At 66.8% G+C, this 18,585-nt stretch carries 17 protein-coding genes; 4 read left to right on the forward strand and 13 right to left on the reverse strand.

Features of this window, described 5'->3' with window-relative positions; genetic code table 11:
- Window positions 1-47: 47 nt before the first annotated feature.
- The 4 genes from hutU to hutI form a co-directional block, all read right to left on the reverse strand.
- Window positions 48-1,733, reverse strand: a complete 1,686-nt coding sequence (gene hutU, locus LQK81_RS04505) for a urocanate hydratase (RefSeq protein ID WP_230803786.1) — start codon at window positions 1,731-1,733, stop codon at window positions 48-50.
- A 13-nt stretch (window positions 1,734-1,746) separates the two neighbouring features.
- On the reverse strand, window positions 1,747-2,553 hold the full coding sequence (gene hutG / locus LQK81_RS04510; protein WP_230803789.1) for an N-formylglutamate deformylase: 807 nt from the start codon (window positions 2,551-2,553) through the stop codon (window positions 1,747-1,749).
- Window positions 2,554-2,793: 240 nt separating this feature from the next.
- Window positions 2,794-4,329, reverse strand: a complete 1,536-nt coding sequence (gene hutH / locus LQK81_RS04515) for a histidine ammonia-lyase (protein ID WP_230803790.1) — start codon at window positions 4,327-4,329, stop codon at window positions 2,794-2,796.
- Between the two features lie 40 nt (window positions 4,330-4,369).
- Window positions 4,370-5,515, reverse strand: coding sequence for an imidazolonepropionase (gene hutI, locus LQK81_RS04520; protein ID WP_442967075.1), 1,146 nt, complete (start codon window positions 5,513-5,515; stop codon window positions 4,370-4,372).
- Between the two features lie 193 nt (window positions 5,516-5,708).
- On the opposite strand from hutI, the gene LQK81_RS04525 reads away from it, so the two are divergent.
- Window positions 5,709-7,052 (forward strand): formimidoylglutamate deiminase, encoded by a 1,344-nt coding sequence (locus LQK81_RS04525; protein ID WP_230803791.1) that lies wholly within the window; start codon window positions 5,709-5,711, stop codon window positions 7,050-7,052.
- A 39-nt stretch (window positions 7,053-7,091) separates the two neighbouring features.
- On the opposite strand, the gene floR is transcribed toward LQK81_RS04525, so the two are convergent.
- Window positions 7,092-8,303, reverse strand: coding sequence for a chloramphenicol/florfenicol efflux MFS transporter FloR (gene floR, locus LQK81_RS04530; RefSeq protein ID WP_230803792.1), 1,212 nt, complete (start codon window positions 8,301-8,303; stop codon window positions 7,092-7,094).
- A gap of 377 nt (window positions 8,304-8,680) precedes the next feature.
- On the opposite strand from floR, the gene hutC reads away from it, so the two are divergent.
- Window positions 8,681-9,430 (forward strand): histidine utilization repressor, encoded by a 750-nt coding sequence (gene hutC, locus LQK81_RS04535; protein ID WP_230803793.1) that lies wholly within the window; start codon window positions 8,681-8,683, stop codon window positions 9,428-9,430.
- A 34-nt stretch (window positions 9,431-9,464) separates the two neighbouring features.
- Here the strand turns inward: hutC and LQK81_RS04540 are convergent, their stop codons facing one another.
- The 4 genes from LQK81_RS04540 to LQK81_RS04555 all read right to left on the reverse strand — a co-directional run bounded on the left by LQK81_RS04540 (window position 9,465) and on the right by LQK81_RS04555 (window position 13,307).
- Entirely contained in the window at window positions 9,465-10,826 is a 1,362-nt protein-coding gene (locus tag LQK81_RS04540; RefSeq protein WP_230803794.1) for a L,D-transpeptidase family protein, read from the reverse strand.
- Window positions 10,827-10,911: 85 nt separating this feature from the next.
- Window positions 10,912-12,198: a DNA polymerase IV gene (locus LQK81_RS04545; RefSeq protein ID WP_230803795.1), complete on the reverse strand. Its 1,287-nt coding sequence runs from the start codon at window positions 12,196-12,198 to the stop codon at window positions 10,912-10,914.
- A 138-nt stretch (window positions 12,199-12,336) separates the two neighbouring features.
- Complete coding sequence (locus LQK81_RS04550; protein ID WP_230803796.1) at window positions 12,337-13,011, reverse strand: hypothetical protein; 675 nt, start codon at window positions 13,009-13,011, stop codon at window positions 12,337-12,339.
- Window positions 13,008-13,307, reverse strand: coding sequence for a DUF3572 domain-containing protein (locus tag LQK81_RS04555; protein WP_230803797.1), 300 nt, complete (start codon window positions 13,305-13,307; stop codon window positions 13,008-13,010). The genes LQK81_RS04550 and LQK81_RS04555 overlap by 4 nt, the downstream gene beginning before the upstream one ends.
- A gap of 141 nt (window positions 13,308-13,448) precedes the next feature.
- Between LQK81_RS04555 and LQK81_RS04560 the strand changes: the two genes are divergently transcribed.
- Both LQK81_RS04560 and LQK81_RS04565 read left to right on the forward strand, forming a co-directional pair.
- Window positions 13,449-13,820 carry a response regulator gene (locus tag LQK81_RS04560; RefSeq protein ID WP_097138872.1) on the forward strand — a complete coding sequence of 124 codons (372 nt, stop codon included), beginning with the start codon at window positions 13,449-13,451 and terminating at the stop codon, window positions 13,818-13,820.
- 16 nt (window positions 13,821-13,836) lie between these two features.
- The gene (locus tag LQK81_RS04565; protein ID WP_230803798.1) at window positions 13,837-15,204 is read left to right on the forward strand and encodes a PleD family two-component system response regulator; all 1,368 of its coding nucleotides are present in this window, start codon (window positions 13,837-13,839) and stop codon (window positions 15,202-15,204) included.
- Between the two features lie 780 nt (window positions 15,205-15,984).
- On the opposite strand, the gene rpmG is transcribed toward LQK81_RS04565, so the two are convergent.
- The 4 genes from rpmG to LQK81_RS04585 form a co-directional block, all read right to left on the reverse strand.
- Window positions 15,985-16,152, reverse strand: coding sequence for a 50S ribosomal protein L33 (rpmG, locus tag LQK81_RS04570; RefSeq protein ID WP_097138867.1), 168 nt, complete (start codon window positions 16,150-16,152; stop codon window positions 15,985-15,987).
- Window positions 16,153-16,254: 102 nt separating this feature from the next.
- Complete coding sequence (locus LQK81_RS04575) at window positions 16,255-17,439, reverse strand: MFS transporter (protein ID WP_230803799.1); 1,185 nt, start codon at window positions 17,437-17,439, stop codon at window positions 16,255-16,257.
- 16 nt (window positions 17,440-17,455) lie between these two features.
- Complete coding sequence (locus tag LQK81_RS04580) at window positions 17,456-18,130, reverse strand: NUDIX hydrolase (RefSeq protein ID WP_230803800.1); 675 nt, start codon at window positions 18,128-18,130, stop codon at window positions 17,456-17,458.
- On the reverse strand, window positions 18,127-18,585 hold the full coding sequence (locus LQK81_RS04585) for a DUF983 domain-containing protein (protein WP_230803801.1): 459 nt from the start codon (window positions 18,583-18,585) through the stop codon (window positions 18,127-18,129). The genes LQK81_RS04580 and LQK81_RS04585 overlap by 4 nt, the downstream gene beginning before the upstream one ends.

The raw sequence follows: 18,585 nt of genomic DNA on the forward strand, positions 1-18,585 counted from the left end.
TCCGGGCCTCATGACGATCTGAGGCCCGGCACGATCGCGGTTTTCAGTCAGTTCCCGAGGATACCGGGCAGGCGCAGGCCCTTGTCCCTGGCGCAATCGAGTGCGATGTCGTAGCCCGCATCGGCGTGGCGCATGACGCCGGTGGCCGGGTCGTTCCAGAGCACGCGTTCCAGCCGCCGGTCGGCATCATCAGAGCCGTCGCAGCAGATCACCATGCCGGAGTGCTGGGAGAAGCCCATGCCGACGCCGCCGCCGTGGTGCAGCGACACCCAGGTGGCGCCCGAGGCCGTGTTGAGCAGCGCGTTCAGCAGCGGCCAGTCGGAGACGGCGTCCGAGCCGTCCTGCATCGCCTCCGTCTCGCGGTTGGGCGAGGCGACCGAGCCTGAGTCGAGATGGTCGCGGCCGATGACAACAGGGGCGGAGAGTTCCCCGTTTCGCACCATTTCGTTGAAGGCGAGGCCGAGCTTGTGGCGGTCGCCGAGACCGACCCAGCAGATGCGCGCCGGCAGGCCCTGGAAGGCGATGCGGTCTTTCGCCATGTCCAGCCAGTTGTGCAGATGCTTGTTGTCCGGCAAGAGTTCCTTGACCTTGGCATCGGTCTTGTAGATGTCCTCCGGATTGCCGGACAGGGCCGCCCAGCGGAACGGACCGATGCCGCGGCAGAACAGCGGACGGATATAGGCCGGCACGAAGCCGGGGAAGGCGAAGGCGTTTTCCAGTCCCTCGTCCTTGGCGACCTGGCGGATGTTGTTGCCATAGTCGAGGGTGGGCACGCCGGCATCCCAGAAGGCGACCATGGCTTCGACATGGGTCTTCATCGATGCGCGTGCCGCGGCCTCCACCGCCTTCGGATCGCTCTCGCGCCTGGCTTTCGCCTCCGCCACGGTCCATCCGATCGGCAGGTAGCCGTTCAACGGATCGTGGGCCGAGGTCTGGTCGGTGACGATGTCGGGCCGCGGGCCGCCGGCCTTCATACGGCGCACCAGTTCGGGGAAGATCTCGGCGGCGTTGCCGAGCAGGCCGACGGATTTGGCTTCGCCGGCCTTCGTCCAGCGGTCGATCATCGCGAGCGCCTCGTCCAGCGACGTGGCCTTCTCGTCGACATATCGGGTGCGCAGGCGGAAATCGATGCGGGTCTCGTCGCATTCCACCGCAAGGCAGCAGGCCCCGGCCATGACGGCGGCAAGCGGTTGCGCGCCGCCCATGCCGCCGAGGCCGCCGGTCAGGATCCACTTGCCCTTGAGATTGCCTTCATAATGCTGGCGGCCGGCCTCGACAAAGGTCTCGTAAGTGCCCTGCACGATGCCCTGGGTGCCGATATAGATCCACGAGCCGGCCGTCATCTGGCCGTACATGGCAAGCCCCTTCTTGTCCAACTCGTTGAAGTGGTCCCAGGTGGCCCAGTGCGGCACGAGGTTGGAATTGGCGATCAGAACGCGCGGCGCGTCCCTGTGCGTGCGGAACACGCCGACCGGCTTGCCGGACTGGACGAGCAGGGTCTCGTCCTCGTTCAGGTCCTTCAGCGTCGCGACGATCCGGTCGAAATCGTCCCATGTCCGCGCCGCCCGGCCGATGCCGCCATAGACCACCAGTTCATGCGGGTTCTCCGCCACGTCCGGATCGAGATTGTTCATCAGCATCCGCAGCGGCGCCTCGGTCAGCCAGCTTCTGGCGTTCAGTTCGTTGCCCCGCGGGGCGCGCACGTCGCGAATGTTGTGTCGGGGATTGGTCATCATTTCCTCCGGCTCAGGGTTTGAGGTCGGGCGCGATCCGCGCGATCCGCTCGAGAATGGTTTGAAGGTGGCCGCGAAGCCGCTCCGCCTTGCCCGCGTCGTAGGCGAAGGGCGGTGCTTCCGCCGCAAGATGGGTCGACTGGGCCAGTTCCATCTGGATGGCGTGGACGCCCGTTTCCGGCTTTCCGTAGTGCCGCGTCGTCCAGCCGCCCTTGAATCGGCCGTTGAGGATCGCGGTGTAACCTTCTGCGCGCGTTGCGACTTCCACGGCGGCCGTTTCGACCTCCGGCGCGCAGGTCCGGCCCATGTCGGTGCCGATGTTGAAGTCCGGCAGCCTGCCTTCGAAGAGGAAGGGAATGTGCGCGCGGATCGAGTGGCAATCGTAGAGGATGGCGACGCCGTGGATGGCCTTCACCCGTTCGATCTCGGCCGCGAGCGCCGCGTGGTAGGGCGCGTGGAAGGCGCTGAGCCGCGCCACGATGTCCTCGCTCGTCGGCGCCTGACCCTCGTTCCAGATCGCGTTGCCGTCGAAGTCGGTCTCCGGCACGAGGCCGGTGGTGTTCTGGCCGGGATAGAGGCTCGCACCCGCCGGATCGCGGTTGGCGTCGATGACGTAGCGATGAAAGGTGGCGCGGACGGTCGTGACGCCGTCCAGCAGGCCGTCATAGAGGTCGTGGATGTGCCAGTCGGTATCGGCGAGGATCTTGCCGGTGCCGTTGAGGCGCGCCCAAATGTCGGCGGGGACCTCCGTGCCGGTATGCGGAAAGCCGAGGATGACGGGAGAGGTGCCCCGGCGGGTTTCGACGACGGGGGTGGTCATGCGGAAGTCTCCTTGGCGAACCGGTGGAGGAAAGTCGCCCTCATCCGGCCTGCGGCCACCTTCTCCCCGCTGGGGAGAAGAGGGTGCTTGCCGGAGCGGCTGCGCATGAGATCGCCGTCTTGCGCATCGAGCGGGTGCATTGGAATGGGCCGGTGCAGCCCGTTCCCTCTTCTCCCCGGCGGGGAGAAGGTGGCCCGTAGGGTCGGATGAGGGGGGCCTGACGGCACAACGGCAACCATCTCACCCCTCCAGCGCCGGCAGGATGCCGGCGGAGACAGCGCCGTTCAGCGCCCCGGTCCTCACCAGTTCGCCCGCCGCTGCCAGATCGGTCGCCATGTAGCGGTCCACCTCCAGCGTCGGCACCACGGCCCGCAGCGCGTCGATCGCCTTCTGCAGTTCCGGGCTCGTGGAAAGCGGCGCGCGGAACTCTACGCCCTGTGCCGCCGTGATCGCCTCGATGCCGATGATCGAAAACAGGTTCTCCGTCATCTGCAGCAGGCGCCGCGCGCCGTGGCAGGCCATGGAGACGTGGTCCTCCTGGTTGGCGGAGGTGGGCGTGGAATCGACCGAGGCGGGGTGCGAAAGCTGCTTGTTCTCGCTCATCAGCGCGGCCGAGGTCACCTCGGCGATCATCAGGCCGGAATTGAGCCCGGGCTTCTTCGCCAGGAACGCTGGCAGGCCGTAGGAGAGGGCGGGATCGACGAGGAGCGCGATGCGGCGCTGCGAGATCGCGCCGATCTCGCAGACGGCGAGCGCGATCTGGTCGGCGGCGAAAGCGACCGGTTCGGCATGGAAGTTGCCGCCGGAGACGACCGAATTGTCCGACAGCACCAGCGGGTTGTCGGTCACCGCATTGGCCTCGATCTCCAGCGTGCGGGCGACCGAGCGCAAGAGATCGAGGCAGGCGCCGTCCACTTGCGGCTGGCAGCGGATGCAATAGGGGTCCTGCACGCGCTCGTCGTTGTCGATGTGGCTCTGGCGGATCGGCGAGCCGTCCAAGAGCGCGCGCAGGGCGGCGGCGGTGTCGATCTGGCCGCGGTGGCCGCGCAGGGTGTGGATGTCGGGATGGAACGGCGCGGACGAGCCCATCGCCGCATCCGTCGAAAGCGCGCCGGTGATCAGGGCTGCCTGCGAGGCGCGGTGGGCGCGGAAGAGGCCGGCGAGCGCCAGTGCGGTGGAGGCCTGCGTGCCGTTGATCAGCGCCAGCCCCTCCTTGGCCGCGAGTTCGACCGGGACGAGGCCGGCTGCGGCCAGCGCCGCCGCGCCCTCCATCCGCCTGCCGTCGAAGAAGGCCTCGCCGTGACCCATCATCACGGCTGCCATGTGCGCGAGCGGCGCAAGATCGCCCGAGGCGCCGACCGAGCCTTTCTCGGGAATGACGGGGATGACGCCCTTGTCCTGCATCGCTTCAATCAGCCGGACGATCTCGATGCGCACGCCCGAGGCGCCGCGCCCGAGCGAGACGAGCTTCAGCGCCATGACCAGCCGGACGATGTTGTCAGGCAGCGGCGCGCCGACGCCGCAGCAATGCGACAGGATCAGGTTCTTCTGCAGCGTCGCGACGTCGGCGGCGTCGATCTTGATCGAGGCGAGTTTGCCGAAGCCGGTGTTGATGCCGTAGACCGGCGCATTGCCGGCGGCGATCTCGGCGATGCGGGTGGCGGCCTTCTCGATCCTGGCGTCGAAGGTGGGATCGAGGCGGGCGGGTTCGCCCGTCCAGTAGATGGTCTCGAGATCCTTCAGCGGCACGGAGCCGGGGTGCAGGATGATGGTCATTGCGTTCTCTCCGGTGCGGCGGAAGGGCCGCCATTCGATCTCAGCGGCCGCGATAGACGCGCCGGTGAAGCGGGTTGAAGCCCATGCGGTAGACGAGCTCGGCCGGCTGGCCGATGTCCCAGAGCGCGAAGTCGGCCCGTTTGCCGGCCTCGAGCGTCCCGATTTCATGAAGCAGTCCCAGTGCACGCGCTGCCTCGCGCGTGGTGCCGGCGAGGCATTCCTCGACCGTCATGCCGAACAGGGTGGCGGCCATGTTCATCGTCAAAAGCAGCGAGGTCAGCGGCGAGGTGCCGGGATTGTTGTCGGTGGCGATCGCCATCCGGACGCCATGTTCGCGAAACAGCGCGATCGGCGGCTTCTTCGTCTCGCGGATGAAATAGAAGGCGCCGGGCAGGATCACCGCGACGGTGCCCGCCTGCGCCATGGCCATGGCGCCGTCGGCGTCGGTATATTCTAGGTGGTCGGCCGAAAGCGCGCCATAGGAGGCGGCAAGGGCCGCACCCGAGAGATTGGAAAGCTGGTCGGCATGCAGCTTCACCGGCAGCCCGAGTGCGCTCGCGGCATCGAAGACGCGGGCGATCTCCGCCGGCGAAAAGGCGATACCCTCGCAGAAGCCGTCGACAGCGTCGGCCAGTCCCGCTTCGGCGATGGCCGGCAGCATGTCGGAGACGACCTTCTCGATGTAGCCGGCCTTGTCGCCCTTCATCTCCGGCGGCAGCGCATGCACGCCGAGGAACGTCGTGCGCACGGTGACGTCGCGCAACGCGCCCAGGCGGCGCGCTGCGCGCAGCGCCTTCGTTTCGTTGTCGCGGTCCAGCCCGTAGCCGGACTTGATCTCGACCGTGGTCACGCCTTCGCCGATCAGCGCGTCGAGCCGCGGCAGGCTCTCCTCGACCAGCCGGTCCTCGGAGGACGCCCGCAATGCGCTGACGGACGAGACGATGCCGCCGCCGGCGCGGGCGATCTCCTCGTAGGACGCCCCTTCGAGGCGCATCTCGAATTCGTTGGCGCGGGTGCCGGCATGGACGAGATGGGTGTGGCAGTCGATCAGGCCGGGGGTGATCCAGCGTCCCTCGCAATCGACCGTCTCTGCCAGCCGCAGGGCCGCGGGAAGCTCCGCCTCGGGGCCGGCATAGGCGATCTGTCCGTCGCGCACGGCGATCACGCCCCGTTCGACGATCCCCATGCCCGGAAGGGAGGGGGAAAAGGTCGCGAGCTTCGCGTTCCGCCACAGCTTCGCCGTGTCGCTGCCGTTCGCTGATGTCGTCTCTGCGGGCATCTGGGACATCGTTTCGCTCTTTCCTTGATGCTAGATAATGTATATACATATTAATCATCACGCAAGGCTGATTTTGCGCCCGAGGATGGAGGACGATGCCGTGACAGCAATTTTCGCCGGGCAGGCGCTGCTGCCTGAGGGATGGGCCAGCAATGTTCGCATGACGCTGAAGGACGGCCTGATCGCATCGGTCGAGAAGGGCGTTGCGGCCGAACCGGACGACGAGCGCCATGGTGCGATCGTGCCGGGGATGGCCAACCTCCACAGCCACGCCTTCCAGCGCGGGATGGCGGGCCTCGCCGAGACGCGCGGGCCCGGCGGCGACAGCTTCTGGAGCTGGCGCACCGTCATGTATCGCTTCGCGCTGTCGATGACCCCGGAGCAGGTCGAGGCGGTGGCGGCGCAGCTCTACGTCGAGATGCTGGAAGCCGGCTTCACCCGCGTGGGCGAGTTTCACTATCTGCACCACGATGCCGACGGCCGGCCCTATGCGGACATCGCCGAACTGGCGGCGCGTATCGTGGCCGCCGCGTCGGCGACCGGCATCGGCCTGACGCTGCTGCCGGTCTTCTACGCCCATTCCGGCTTCGGCGGCGCCGATCCCGGCGAAGGCCAGCGCCGCTTCGTCAACGATCCCGATGCCTATGCGCGCCTTCTGGCCCGCTGCCGGGACCTGACCGCCGCGCTGCCGGGCGGCATCACCGGCGTGGCGCCGCACAGCCTGCGGGCCGTCACCCCCGGGGAACTGGCCGCCGTCGTCGCGATGGCCGGCGACGCTCCCGTCCACATCCACATCGCCGAGCAGGTGAAGGAGGTGGAGGACTGCATCGCCTGGTCCGGCCGGCAGCCGGTGGAATGGCTTCTGGACAATGCCCCGGTCGACGGCCGCTGGTGCCTGATCCATGCGACCCACATGAGCGACGCGGAGACCGACCGGATGGCGGCGTCGGGCGCGATCGCCGGGCTGTGCCCGATCACCGAGGCCAATCTCGGCGACGGGACGTTCCCCGCGATCCGCTTCGTCGCCGGTGGCGGCCGCTTCGGTATCGGCTCGGATTCGAACGTGCTGATCGGCCTTGGCGACGAACTGCGCCAGCTCGAATATTCGCAGCGCCTGCTGCACCGGGGCCGCAACATGATCGCCGCGCCGGGCGGCTCCACCGGCCGCGCCCTGTTCGACGGGGCGGCCGCCGGCGGTGCGGCCGCCCTCGGCGTCGGGACGGGGCTCGCAGCCGGCGCGCCGGCCGATTTCGTCAGCCTCCGTGCCCGACACGACCTCGACCTTGCCGGCGACAGGCTGCTCGACGCGCTTGTGTTCTCGGGCGGCGCCTTCCCCGACACCGTCTGGGTGGCGGGGAAGAAGCTGGTCGAAAACGGCCACCATGCCGCACGCGCGGCGATCGCAGACCGGTTCGCAAAAGTCATGCGAGAGCTTGCGGCATAGGCCCGTATGTGTCCGCCCGTCGCCTGGCCGACCTGCCTGTCAGGCCGATGGGCTCGCCGGATCCGGCCTGCGCGACCGGAGCAGCCGCAGGCCGAGCAGCACCAGCGCGGCCAGCGTCGCAGCATAGCCGATGATGGGCCAGGCGGTGTCGCCATCCAGCATCGTCACCGCCAGCGTTCCGACGATGCCGACGATCAGGCTCTGGATGCAGAAATAGAAGGCGACCGCCGAGCCGGCGATATCATCGAACTGCGCCAGCGCGCCGTTGGCCGTCACCGAGACGGTCACGACGATCCCGATGCAGACGACCCACATTGGAACGATGAAGCTGACGAAGGACGGCGATCCGGAAAGCTCGCCGATGCCCAGAAGGGCCGCACCGCAAAGGATCAGAAGCATCCCGCGCGCCACGCATCCGGCGATGCCCCATCTGGCGACGAAAGCCCTGGCGAAGCGTGTCGTCGCGACCATGACGAGCGCGACGGTGGCGAACGCCATGCTGAAACCGATCTCCGAAAAGCCCGTGCGTCCGATGAGAACGCGGGGCGCCGTCGAAAAGAAGGTGAAGAAGGTGCCCATCCCGGCGCTGAACGCCATTGTGTAGACCCAGAAGGCCGGACTGGCGAAGATCGGCAGCACCGATCGACGCGGGCTCGCCCGGTCCGGAGTAACCGTTTCGTGCCACCGGATCCCGGCGTTCGCCATGGCGACCAGCGCCAGCGCAGCCAGCGTGACGAAGATCGCGCGCCAGCCGAAATACGCCCCGATCAGCGCTCCGGCGACGGGGCCGAGTGCGGGCACGAACGCCAGAACGGCACCAAGGAGCCCGTAGATGACGACGCCTTCCGGCCGATCGGCGTAGACGTCCCGAACCGTCGCGAACGTTGCCACCATCGCCGCCGACGCGCCGATTGCCTGGAGGATGCGGAAACCGACAAAGACTGCGGCGCCAGACGACGAGGCAGCGCCAAGGGAGGCGACGATGAAGATCGCCGCGCCGGCAAGCAGGACCGGCCGCCGGCCGATGCGGTCCGAGACCGGCCCGAAGATCACCTGACCCAGGCCCAGCACCACCATATAGAGGCTGAGCGTGAGCTGGATCACGGATGGCGTCGTGCCGAGGATGTCGGGCATCGCTGGAACGACGGGGAGATAGATATCCATCGCCAGAGAGGCGAGGATGTCGAAGGGTGCCATCAGCAGCAGCGCTGCCGGCAAGGTATAGGCCCACCTGGGGCGCGTGATAGTCATGACGAATCATCCGCTCGATTGGAAAAACCGGCGGCGTCTGCTCGTCAGCAATCGGATGTGACTGGCTTCACAGAACGCCGCAACAACAAAAATGTCGTTGCGGCCTATTTGTCTGCTGACTTGCCGGCTCCCATGCCGATGACCTCATGCCTGAAAAAGAAGGGTTCACCTCTATCTGATGCCTCCCGGCACCGCAAGACGCCTCGACTGAGCGCCGTTTTGCACCGCCGTGGTTGCAGGCCGGCCCAGAATCGTGATGCTTCGTTCGGTGGCCTCGCGCGGATACGATGGCCGGCGACGGCGGCGTCCGTCGTTGCGGCCGCCGGAGATCTCACGCCGAGCGTGGCGCGCCCGAAGAATGCGGATGGAACAGGGGCATGGACAACACCACCGATCCTGCGCTGACGCCGAAGGAGCCCTCGCTGCACCGGCGTATCATGGAGGACGTCGAGGGGCGGATCATGTCGGGCGAATGGCCGCCGGGGTATCGCATCCCCTTCGAGCATGAACTGACCGCGCAATACGGCTGCTCGCGCATGACCGTCAACAAGGCGCTGACGGAACTGGTCAAGCGCGGCCTGATCGAGCGCCGGCGCAAGTCGGGAAGTTTCGTCACCCGCCCGCATGCGCAGTCGGCGATCCTGGAGATCCACGACATCGAGGCGGAGGTCCGCTCGCTGGGCCTGCCATACCGCTACCAGCGGCTTTCCCGTTCGGAGCGGACGGTGCGGGCGGCGGACCGCAAGCTGCTGGACCTGCCGGCCGGCGCCCGGGTCGTCGATCTCGTCGTGGTCCACCATGCCGGTGCGCGCCCCTTCTGCCTGGAGGAGCGCACGATCAGCCTTTCGGCGGTGCCGGAGGCGGCGGCGGAAGAATTCGAGCAGGCGCCGCCGGGGCAATGGCTGCTGAGCCAGGTGCCGTGGAGCGCTGCCGAGCATCGCATCCGCGCCGTGGCGGCCGACCGGCGCGTCGCCGACCTGCTGCACATCGCCGACGGCGCGGCCTGCCTCGTCATCGAGCGCCGGACCTGGAGCGGCGGCGCCTATGTGACGCATGTGCGTCTGACCTATCCGGGTGAGAGCCACGAACTGGTCGCGGAGTTCGCGCCGAACCACCCGAAGGCCTGAGACGGCGGCCGGAGCGCTGCCGTGCCCGCCCGCCTCACTCGATCACGACGATCGAGGATTCCTTCTTCCAGCGGGCGCTCGAGGATGCGTATCCCGATCCGGCGGGGCCCGGGCGCGTCAGCGTGATGAAGTCGGTGCCCTTGCCCGTCTCGCCTTCGGTGCCGGTGTCGGTGATCGTCAGCGAGGCGCCGTCGCCGACGAGGCCCTCGATCTCGCCGCGCACCTCTGCGGCAATGTCGATCCGCCCCAGCGCTTCCAGGATCGGATCCGACGCGCGTGCCGAGAATGATCCGGGCTCGGCGATGCCGAGGCGCTTGCGCGCCGGGGTCGAAAGCGCATTGTCCATCGTCACCCCGAACCAGTCGAGATCGTCGCCGCCGGCGGATGTGCGGGCGAGCAGGAAATGCGTGCCGAGTTCTGCGCGCTCCTCGCGGATCGTCACCGGCGCCTCCAGCAGGGTGACGAAGTCCTTGCGCACCGACAGCTGGCCGTTTGCCGGCAGGTCGCGGCCGGCCTTGCGGAAGACGGCCTCGATCAGGGCAGGGCTCGCCGCCCCGTCGGCGGTCATCCCTTCCGCGGTCTGGAAAGCCTTGATGGCAATAGCGGTCTGCTGGCCCGCCACGCCATCGGCCGGGCCGGCGTCATGGCCGAGTTCGCCGAGCAGGGCCTGCAGGTCCTTCATGGTATCGCGCGGCGTCGCCCGCGTGATAAGGATGCGGATTGGGTCTCCGGACGGCCGGTACATCGGCTTTGCCTGCACCGGCGGTGCGGCGACGCGCATCGCCACCTCGACGCTGTCGCCGGTCGGGTCAGGCAGAGTCGGGCCCGGGATCGTCAGGTCCGGAATCGTCGGACCCAGGATCGTCGGACCCAGGATCGTCGGGCGCAGGGGAGCATCGGAGAGCAGTTGCCTTTCCGGCTCGGCGCCTTCGGGCTGGAAGAGGGCAGGGTGCTCCACCCGGTGCGGTGCGACGTCGGCGCTGTTGACGAGGACATGGCCGCCGCGCCGGGTCAGGCGATAGAGCATCCTGGCGAAGTTGTCCGGCATGCGCACGCAGCCGTGCGAGGCCGGATAGGCCGGCACGTGGCCGGATGCGTGCAGGGCGATCCCGGACCAGGTCAGCCGCTGCATGAACGGCATCGGGGCGTCGTCGTAGATGTTGGAATGGTGCATGCGCTTCTTCTCCAGGATCGAGAAGATGCCGGTGGGGGTCGCATGCCCCTCCTTGCCGCTGGACACGTTCGAGCTCGCGACGACGGTGTCGCCGTCATAGACCTTCAGCGTCTGCCGGTCGCGCGAGACGATGATCTGCAGCGGTCCCTCGATCGTTCCGGCAAGTGCCGTGGATGAGAGGAGGGCGATAAGGCCGAACCCGGCTGCGAGGCGCAAAAGCATGTTTCCCGTCCCTGACGCAATACATGGGAAGGCGCCGAGGATAGGCCCTGGATTTTAAGAATCCTTTTATGCCCGGCAGGGCGCGCTATCGGCGGTCCTTGCCGAAGGTGTAGCCCGTCTCCACGCTTTTCTTGCCGAACTTGTCGCGCAGCGTGTTGATGGCGGCCTCCGCGGCCGCCCGGCGGCCGGCCTGCGGATCGACGAGGTCCGGCGGATCGGCGCGCTGCGGGTCGCAGAGATCGCTGACCCCGATGCCGATCAGGCGGAACTTCGTCCCGTCCGCCTCCTTCTTCAGAAGCTCCAGGCCGATCCGGAAGATCCGGTCGGCCAGCATGGTCGGATCTTCGAGCTTGCGGTTTCGGGTCCGGCCCTTGAAGTCCGCGGTCTTGAGCTTCAGCACCACGGTCTGGCCGGCGACGCCGGCCTTGCGCAGCCGCGCGGCCACCTGCTCGCTGAGCCGGCGCAGGTGGGTGACGAGGTCGTCATAGGCGGAGATGTCGTCGAAGAAGGTCGTTTCCGCGGAAACGCTCTTGGCGGCGTCGTTCGCATGCACCTCGCGGTCGTCCTGGCCGCGGGAGAGGTGGTAGAGCCGCCGGCCCATGACGCCGTAGCGGCGCATCAGTTCGGTCTCCTCCATGGTCTGCAACTGGCCGATGTCGCGGATCCCGTCGCACTCCAGCGTCTCGGCAAAGGCCTTGCCGACGCCCCAGATCAGCCGCACCGGCTTCGTCCGGAGGAACTCCAGCGCCTCGGCCTGTCCGATGACGGAGAACCCGCGCGGCTTCTGCAGGTCGGAGGCGACCTTGGCGAGGAACTTGCAGTAGGAGAGGCCCACCGAGATCGTGATCCCGATCTCGTGTTCGACGCGCCGGGCGAAACGGGCGAGCACGCGCGCCGGCGGGTCGTGATGCAGCCGTTCTGTGCCCTTCAGTTCCAGAAAGGCCTCGTCGATCGACAGCGGCTGCACCAGCGGCGTCAGGTCCTGCATCATGGTGCGGATCTGGCGGCCGACGGCCACGTATTTCTCCATGTCCGGCTTGATCACGACGGCTTGCGGGCAGGCCTCCAGCGCCTTGAACATCGGCATCGCCGAACGCACCCCGTGGATGCGGGCGATGTAGCAGGCGGTGGAGACGACGCCACGCTTGCCGCCGCCGATGATCACCGGCTTGTCGGCGAGTTCCGGATTGTCGCGCTTCTCGACCGAGGCGTAGAAGGCGTCGCAATCGATATGGGCGAGCGTCAGCCGGTAGAGCTCGTCATGGTAGAGAAGGCGCGGGCTTCCGCATTGCCTGCAGCGGCGAATGCCCGCGGATTGCCCCGTCAGGCAGTCACGGCAGAAACCCGGATGGCGCGTCTCGTCTGGCTGCATCTCTGGAACAAATATTGAACATTCGCAGATTAGCCTCTAAACTTGCGAGTCTCAAGCCCGTCCAGCGAGGAACGCATGGATAGCCGCGTCACATGCCGCACTGCCGCCGCACCGGCCCGCCGGTGCCGGACGGGTGCGTCATCGGCCGGCGGGGTTTTCGAAGTGGGCGCGGATCCGCTGTTCGGCATCGCGCCAGTCGCGCGCGGCGATGACGTGTTCGCCGGGATCCGGCGCCATGGCAAGAAACACCTGGTTGGCCATCAGCCGCAAGAGAAGGGCATCCGGCGCATGCTCGCGCACCGAATGGTGGTTGGAGGGGATGTCGTCGACGAAGGCGAGCGGCAGCGGGCGCCCGCCATGCAGCGCACGGACCACCGGGCCCTTTGCCGTCTCCGTGGCGACCATCGGAAAATCCAGTCCGAAACGGTGGAGCAGCCGGCGACGCACCTCGGCATGGCGCGGCGGCATCGCCGTCAGGAACACGATGTCGGCGTCCTTTCCGAGTGCTTCCAGCGTTTCCACCGCGCGTTCGGCGGGCTTCTGCCATTCGTCCTGGGTGGCGAAGAAATCCTCCTGCAGGGCCTTGATCGCCGCGTCCAGCACGGCCTCGCCCGTGCGGCTGTCGACGATGTTGCCGTGCAGGCGGAACGAGCGCGGCAGCAGCTCGTGGCCGCGCGAGCGCAGGAAGGCGTCGAGCGGCGAGAGATATTCCAGCACGACCTCGTCGACGTCGCAGACCAGGAGCGGCCGGTCGGCGAGCCGGACATGGTCGAGCGGGACCGTGCCGGGCGGCATGGTTGGCCGGGCGGTCATGACCATTCGCCTGCAGCACCCGGACCGGTCAGCAGCGCATGCGCCCGCACCACCCGTTCGGGCGTCGTCCCGGTCGCCTCGCAGAAGGCCATCAGCGTCGGCTCGTGGCCCATGAGGAAATCGAGCAGGCCGGAAAGGAAGCCGCGGTCGCCGGCGGAGGCGCGCAGGCCGGCCGGATCCATGCCGGTGAGCGACAGAAAACGGGACAGGAGTTCCGGTTCGCCGGCGAGCCAGGCAAGCACGGCGATCGCCGTCGATTCGGCGTCCTGGGCCGATGTATCTTTTTGGCTTTGCATGGCAATTTCCCGGAAAAGTTACCTTTTAGTCAACCAAATGCCGCTACTGTCGCGAGGTTCGCGCTGGGTGAAGTCGGTATTACGGCAACTTATATATCTCCAGAGGTGTTGCAAGGCTGGAGCGAGGGGCAGGGACACGTGATGCCGAAGCAGGTGATGATAGTCGAGGACAACGAGCTCAACATGAAGCTCTTCCGTGACCTCATCGAGGCCTCGGGCTACAGCACCATCCAGACCCGCAACGGCATGGAGGCGCTGGATCTCGCGCGCCGCTATCGCCCCGACCTGATCCTGATGGACATCCAGCTTCCGGAAGTCTCCGGGCTGGAGGTGACGAAATGGCTGAAGGAGGACGACGAACTGCACGTCATCCCCGTCATCGCCGTCACCGCCTTTGCCATGAAGGGCGACGAGGAGCGCATCCGCCAGGGCGGTTGCGAGGCCTACGTGTCCAAGCCGATATCGGTTCCGAAATTCATCGAGACCATCAAGACCTACCTGGGTGACGCATGAGGCTGGATTCCGACAGATGACCGCGCGCATCCTCGTCGTTGACGATATCCCCGCAAACGTGAAGCTCCTGGAAGCCCGGCTTCTGGCGGAGTATTTCGACGTCCTGACGGCGGACAACGGCTACGACGCGCTGGCGATCTGCGAGCGGACGCAGGTGGACCTCATCCTGCTCGACGTCATGATGCCGGGGATCGACGGCTTCGAAGTTTGCGAGCGGCTGAAGGAAAACCCGCGCACGGCGCATATCCCGGTCGTCATGGTGACGGCGCTGGACCAGCCCTCCGACCGCGTGCGGGGGCTGAAGGCCGGCGCCGACGATTTTCTCACCAAGCCCGTCAACGACCTGCAGCTGATGTCGCGCGTCAAGAGCCTCGTCCGGCTGAAGACGCTGACCGACGAATTGCGCGTGCGGGCGGCCACGGCAGAAGCGATCGGCGTGGAGACGGGGCTGGGGGCTGCGATCGGCGACGAGCCGGGGGCTGTCCTGCTCGTCGACGGCAGGGCCAGTTCGCAGGAACGCATCGTCCGCGCGCTGAAGCCGATCGCCGACGTCACCTGCATGTCGGACCCGCAGGCGGCGCTATTCGATGCTGCCGAGCATCCGTTCGAACTCGTCATCGTCAACGCCAATTTCAGCGATTTCGACCCGCTTCGCCTGTGCTCGCAGCTCCGCTCGCTGGAGCGGACGCGGTTCCTTCCGATCCTCCTGATCGCCGAGCAGGGCGACGACGACATGATCGTGCGCGCCCTCGATCTCGGCGTGACCGACTATCTGATGCGGCCGGTCGATGCCAACGAGCTTCTGGCGCGCAGCCTGACGCAGATCCGGCGCAAGCGCTACAACGACCGCCTGCGCGCCAGCGTGAAGCAGACGATCGAACTCGCCGTCACCGACGGACTGACCGGGCTGCACAACCGGCGTTATCTCGACAGCCACCTGAAGCTGCTGATCGACCGCTCGGTGGCCCGGGGCCGGCAGATGTCGATCTGCATGACCGACATCGACCGCTTCAAGCTGATCAACGATACCTATGGCCACGACGTTGGCGACGCGGTCCTGCGCGAATTCGCCAACCGGCTGCGCACCGCCGTGCGCGGCGCCGATCTCGCCTGCCGCTATGGCGGCGAAGAATTCGTGCTGCTGATGCCCGACACGTCGGCGGAGACCGCGGCTGCGGTGGCCGAGCGCCTGCGCATCACGATCGAGGAGGAGCCTTTCCGCCTTTCGGCAGGAGGGGTGCCGCTCAAGGTCACCGCCTCGATCGGCATCGCCTCGCTGCTGCCGCAGGGAGACGCGCCCGACACGCTGCTGAAGCGGGCGGACAACGCGCTTTACGAGGCCAAGCGCGCCGGCCGCAACCGCGTCGTCGCCGCCGCGGCCTGAAACGCACCCCGGTCGCTTCAGCCCGGTCTACCGAATCGTGGCGACATCGACACAGTCTTCCCGTCTAATTCACTTATCCACAGATTTTCTGCCCTTCATTTGGGTGGAAAATGACACAGCGTCAATTTTCGAGGCGCCTGGCAATGCGCAAGTCTTGCCGGTTCGGCCGCTCCGGTCTGCCGTAAAAACAGTGTCGGATAGGCTACTTTTGGCAATTTATATTATTGTTCGGGTTTGATAATGTATTCAAGATCTTCTGGTGGCGAGGTAATTGGGGCTTACCTTACGTCAGGTCATCCCTGCCGGAAGTCATACATCCGCGGGTTGTTGAGTGGGGCACACGGAACTGTTGCTGTAAAGAGCGTTTTCCTCGCCTGAATCCTCTCGGTGCGGGGAAACGATTTAACCATCGCGGCTGACACTGTTGCAGCGGCGCGCAAGAATTCATTGATTTTTTTCCAATTCCGCGCGATCTTTATGGAAAGGCGGGCGAAAAGTCCGCCGCGAGTTACCCCATGATGCTAGGTCCGCCGCATCTCCTGGGTCGTGGGGTTGGCCGGCTGGTGACGACATAAACGGAATCCTCGTGCCGTTGTCTTCCCCAGCCGGCCCCCGATCAGCGCCGCTTCCGCAAGGAGGCGGCGTTTCGCATTTCAGGGGCGGGCGTCGGTGGGCTCCGTCCGCCGGCGGCCGTCGTGGTCCTGACGACGAACTGCGCGCAAAGAAAAAGGCGCGCCGCCGGAGCGATGCGCCTTACGGAAGGTTCCGAAGCGACAAGGATTACTTGATCTTCGTTTCCTTGAACTCGACGTGCTTGCGCGCGACCGGATCGTACTTCGTCTTGGTCATCTTTTCCGTCATCGTGCGGCTGTTCTTCGTCGTGACGTAGAAGAAGCCGGTGTCGGCCGTCGACAGCAGCTTGATCTTGATGGTGGTAGCCTTGGCCATGGTCGTCCTGCCTTTACAAAAACGAAGCCGTGGACGACCAGTCCGGTTCCACGGCATTGGAGCTTCAAATGTGGCGCGAAACTACGAATCCCGCCTGAAAAGTCAAGCCCGTTTTGGCCGAAACACCATGCGGGCGAGGGAAAGCGCGACATAAAGGCCGAAGAAGAAGGCGATCGACCAGGCAAAGCCGTCGTCGCCGGCGACGTCGATGGCGACGCCCACCACCTGCGGCCCCGCGACGGTCCCCACCGCATAGCAGAAGATGAAGGCGGCATTGGCGGCCGCGAGGTCGGCGCCGGTCAGCCGGGATCCGAGATGGCTGAGCCCGACCGTGTAGAGCCCGGAGACGCAGCCGCCCCAGAAGAGCAGCACCACCGCCATCAGCAACCAGTTCTGCGACAGGAGCGGCAGCGAGGCCGCGCCGACCATGCCCACCAGCGCCATGATGGACAGAAGCCGCCGCCGGTCCTTCATATGGTCGGACAACAGCCCGAGCGGAATCTGGAACAGGAAATTGCCCACGCCCATCACGGTCAGCAGCAGCGCCGCCTGCGATTCGCTGAAGCCGGCGCGGGTGGCATAGACCGGAAACAGCGACAGGCCGCCGACCTGCACCGCGCCGAAGACGAAGACGGCGGCCGTCGCCGTCGGCACCAACAGGATATAGCGCATGAAATGCATTTCCGGCTTCTCGTAGATGTCCGGGCTCTCCTTGCGGGCGATCAGGATCGGCACGGCCGCAAGCAGGATGACGAGGGCGCCGACCGCGAAGGGAAGCGGACCATCGCTGCCGAGCAGCGAGAAGAGCAGGGGACCATTGGCGAAGCCGAGCGCCAGGACGGTGGCATAGATGCCGAGCACGAGCCCTCGCCGTCGCGGCGGGGCGGCGGCGTTGATCCAGAATTCCGAGAGGATGAAGACCATCGTGGTCGCGCCGTGGAAGACGATGCGCAGGGGAAACCAGAGCCAGAAATTCTGGATGTAGTAGAAGCCGAGCGAACTGCCGGCGGCAAGGACGATGGCGGCCACCATGACGGTGGAAGTGCTGAACCGGTGCGCCAGCCGCGCCGTGAACGGGGCGCAGAGCATGGCGGCGACGCCGGCCATGGCGGAATTCAGCCCGATCAGCGTCGTCGGGATGCCGCGCTTCTCCATGATGATGCTGAGCAGCGGCAGGCCGAGGCCGATTGCGATGCCGACGGCGGCGATCGAGGCCATGGCTGCGATCAGCGAGCGCCAGTGAATGCTGTCGGGCGTGGAAGCACTCCCGGACTTGGGATCTGGCATGCGAGAATCCATCGCTCTAGAGTGTGTCCCTGACAAGTTTTCCACGACGGTGCAGGAAGAAGGCCGCCTGACCGCCGAACGGCAGCGACGGATCGTTCCGGAGGGCAATCTTCAGTTCCTCGAGGATGAAGACCGTGATCGCGGGCATATCGACTTTCAATGTCTGGAAGATGTCAATCCATTGCAGGTCGGAAAGCTCGTGGCTGTCCCGGACCGCCTGGGGGTCGACCCCGACATCGTCGGTAAATAGGGCGAAAAAGCGGGTGTCGTAGCGGCGCGGCGGCCCGGGCGGGGTGACGGCGCGCGCGACGAAGCGCAATTGCGACAGGTCCGGCCGAAAAGGGGTGGCGCCCGCGCCGGGCGCTTCTGCCGCCGCTGCACCGACCACTAGGCCGGCCTCCTCGTAGAGCTCGCGCAGGGCGGCGACGCCGAGCCCGCGCAGCGTCGCGACCCCGGTCCGCACTGGCGTGCGCAGCAGCAGTCGCTCGGTGGCGGCCGGATGGAGCGGAGCCTGCACGGGAACGCGCGAATCGGACGCATCGCGCCGCCCGCCGGGAAAGACGTAGACGTCGGGCATGAAGACGTGCCGGTTGCTGCGCTTGCCCACGAGCACGCGAAAGCGATCGTCCGACCGGTCGATGAGGAGGACCGATGCCGCATCCACCGGACGCAGCGGCCGCTGCCCGCTCATGCGTCGGCGTCGCGCGGCGGCAGGCCTTCTTCCGGCGCAGGCTCCTGGCCGCCGAAGCCGTGCATGCGCAATGCCCATTGCAGGCCGATGACGCCGCCCTTGACCGGCTGCATCAGCGCCAGCGCGCCGAGCAGCGTCACAGGCACCCAGATCGCCAGGTGCATCCAGGTGCTGAACGGCAGGATCAGGTCGGTCATCATGTAACCGCCAAGCACGAGGTGGCCTACGATGGTGATGACGAGGTACGGGGGGAGGTCGTCGGCGCGGTGATGATGCATTTCCTCGCCGCAGACCGAACAGGCGTCGACCGGCTTGAGGAACGACTTGAACAGCCGGCCCTCGCCGCAGCGCGGGCAGCGGCAGAGCAGGCCGCGGCGGATGGAACGACCGGTCGGCCGATCCTCCGTATACACCGTGGCCGGTCCGGTCCGCTTCTGTTCGAATGTCGTCTGCAT

The organism is Rhizobium sp. GN54 (genome assembly GCF_021026345.1).
Taxonomy (GTDB): Bacteria; Pseudomonadota; Alphaproteobacteria; order Rhizobiales; family Rhizobiaceae; genus Mycoplana.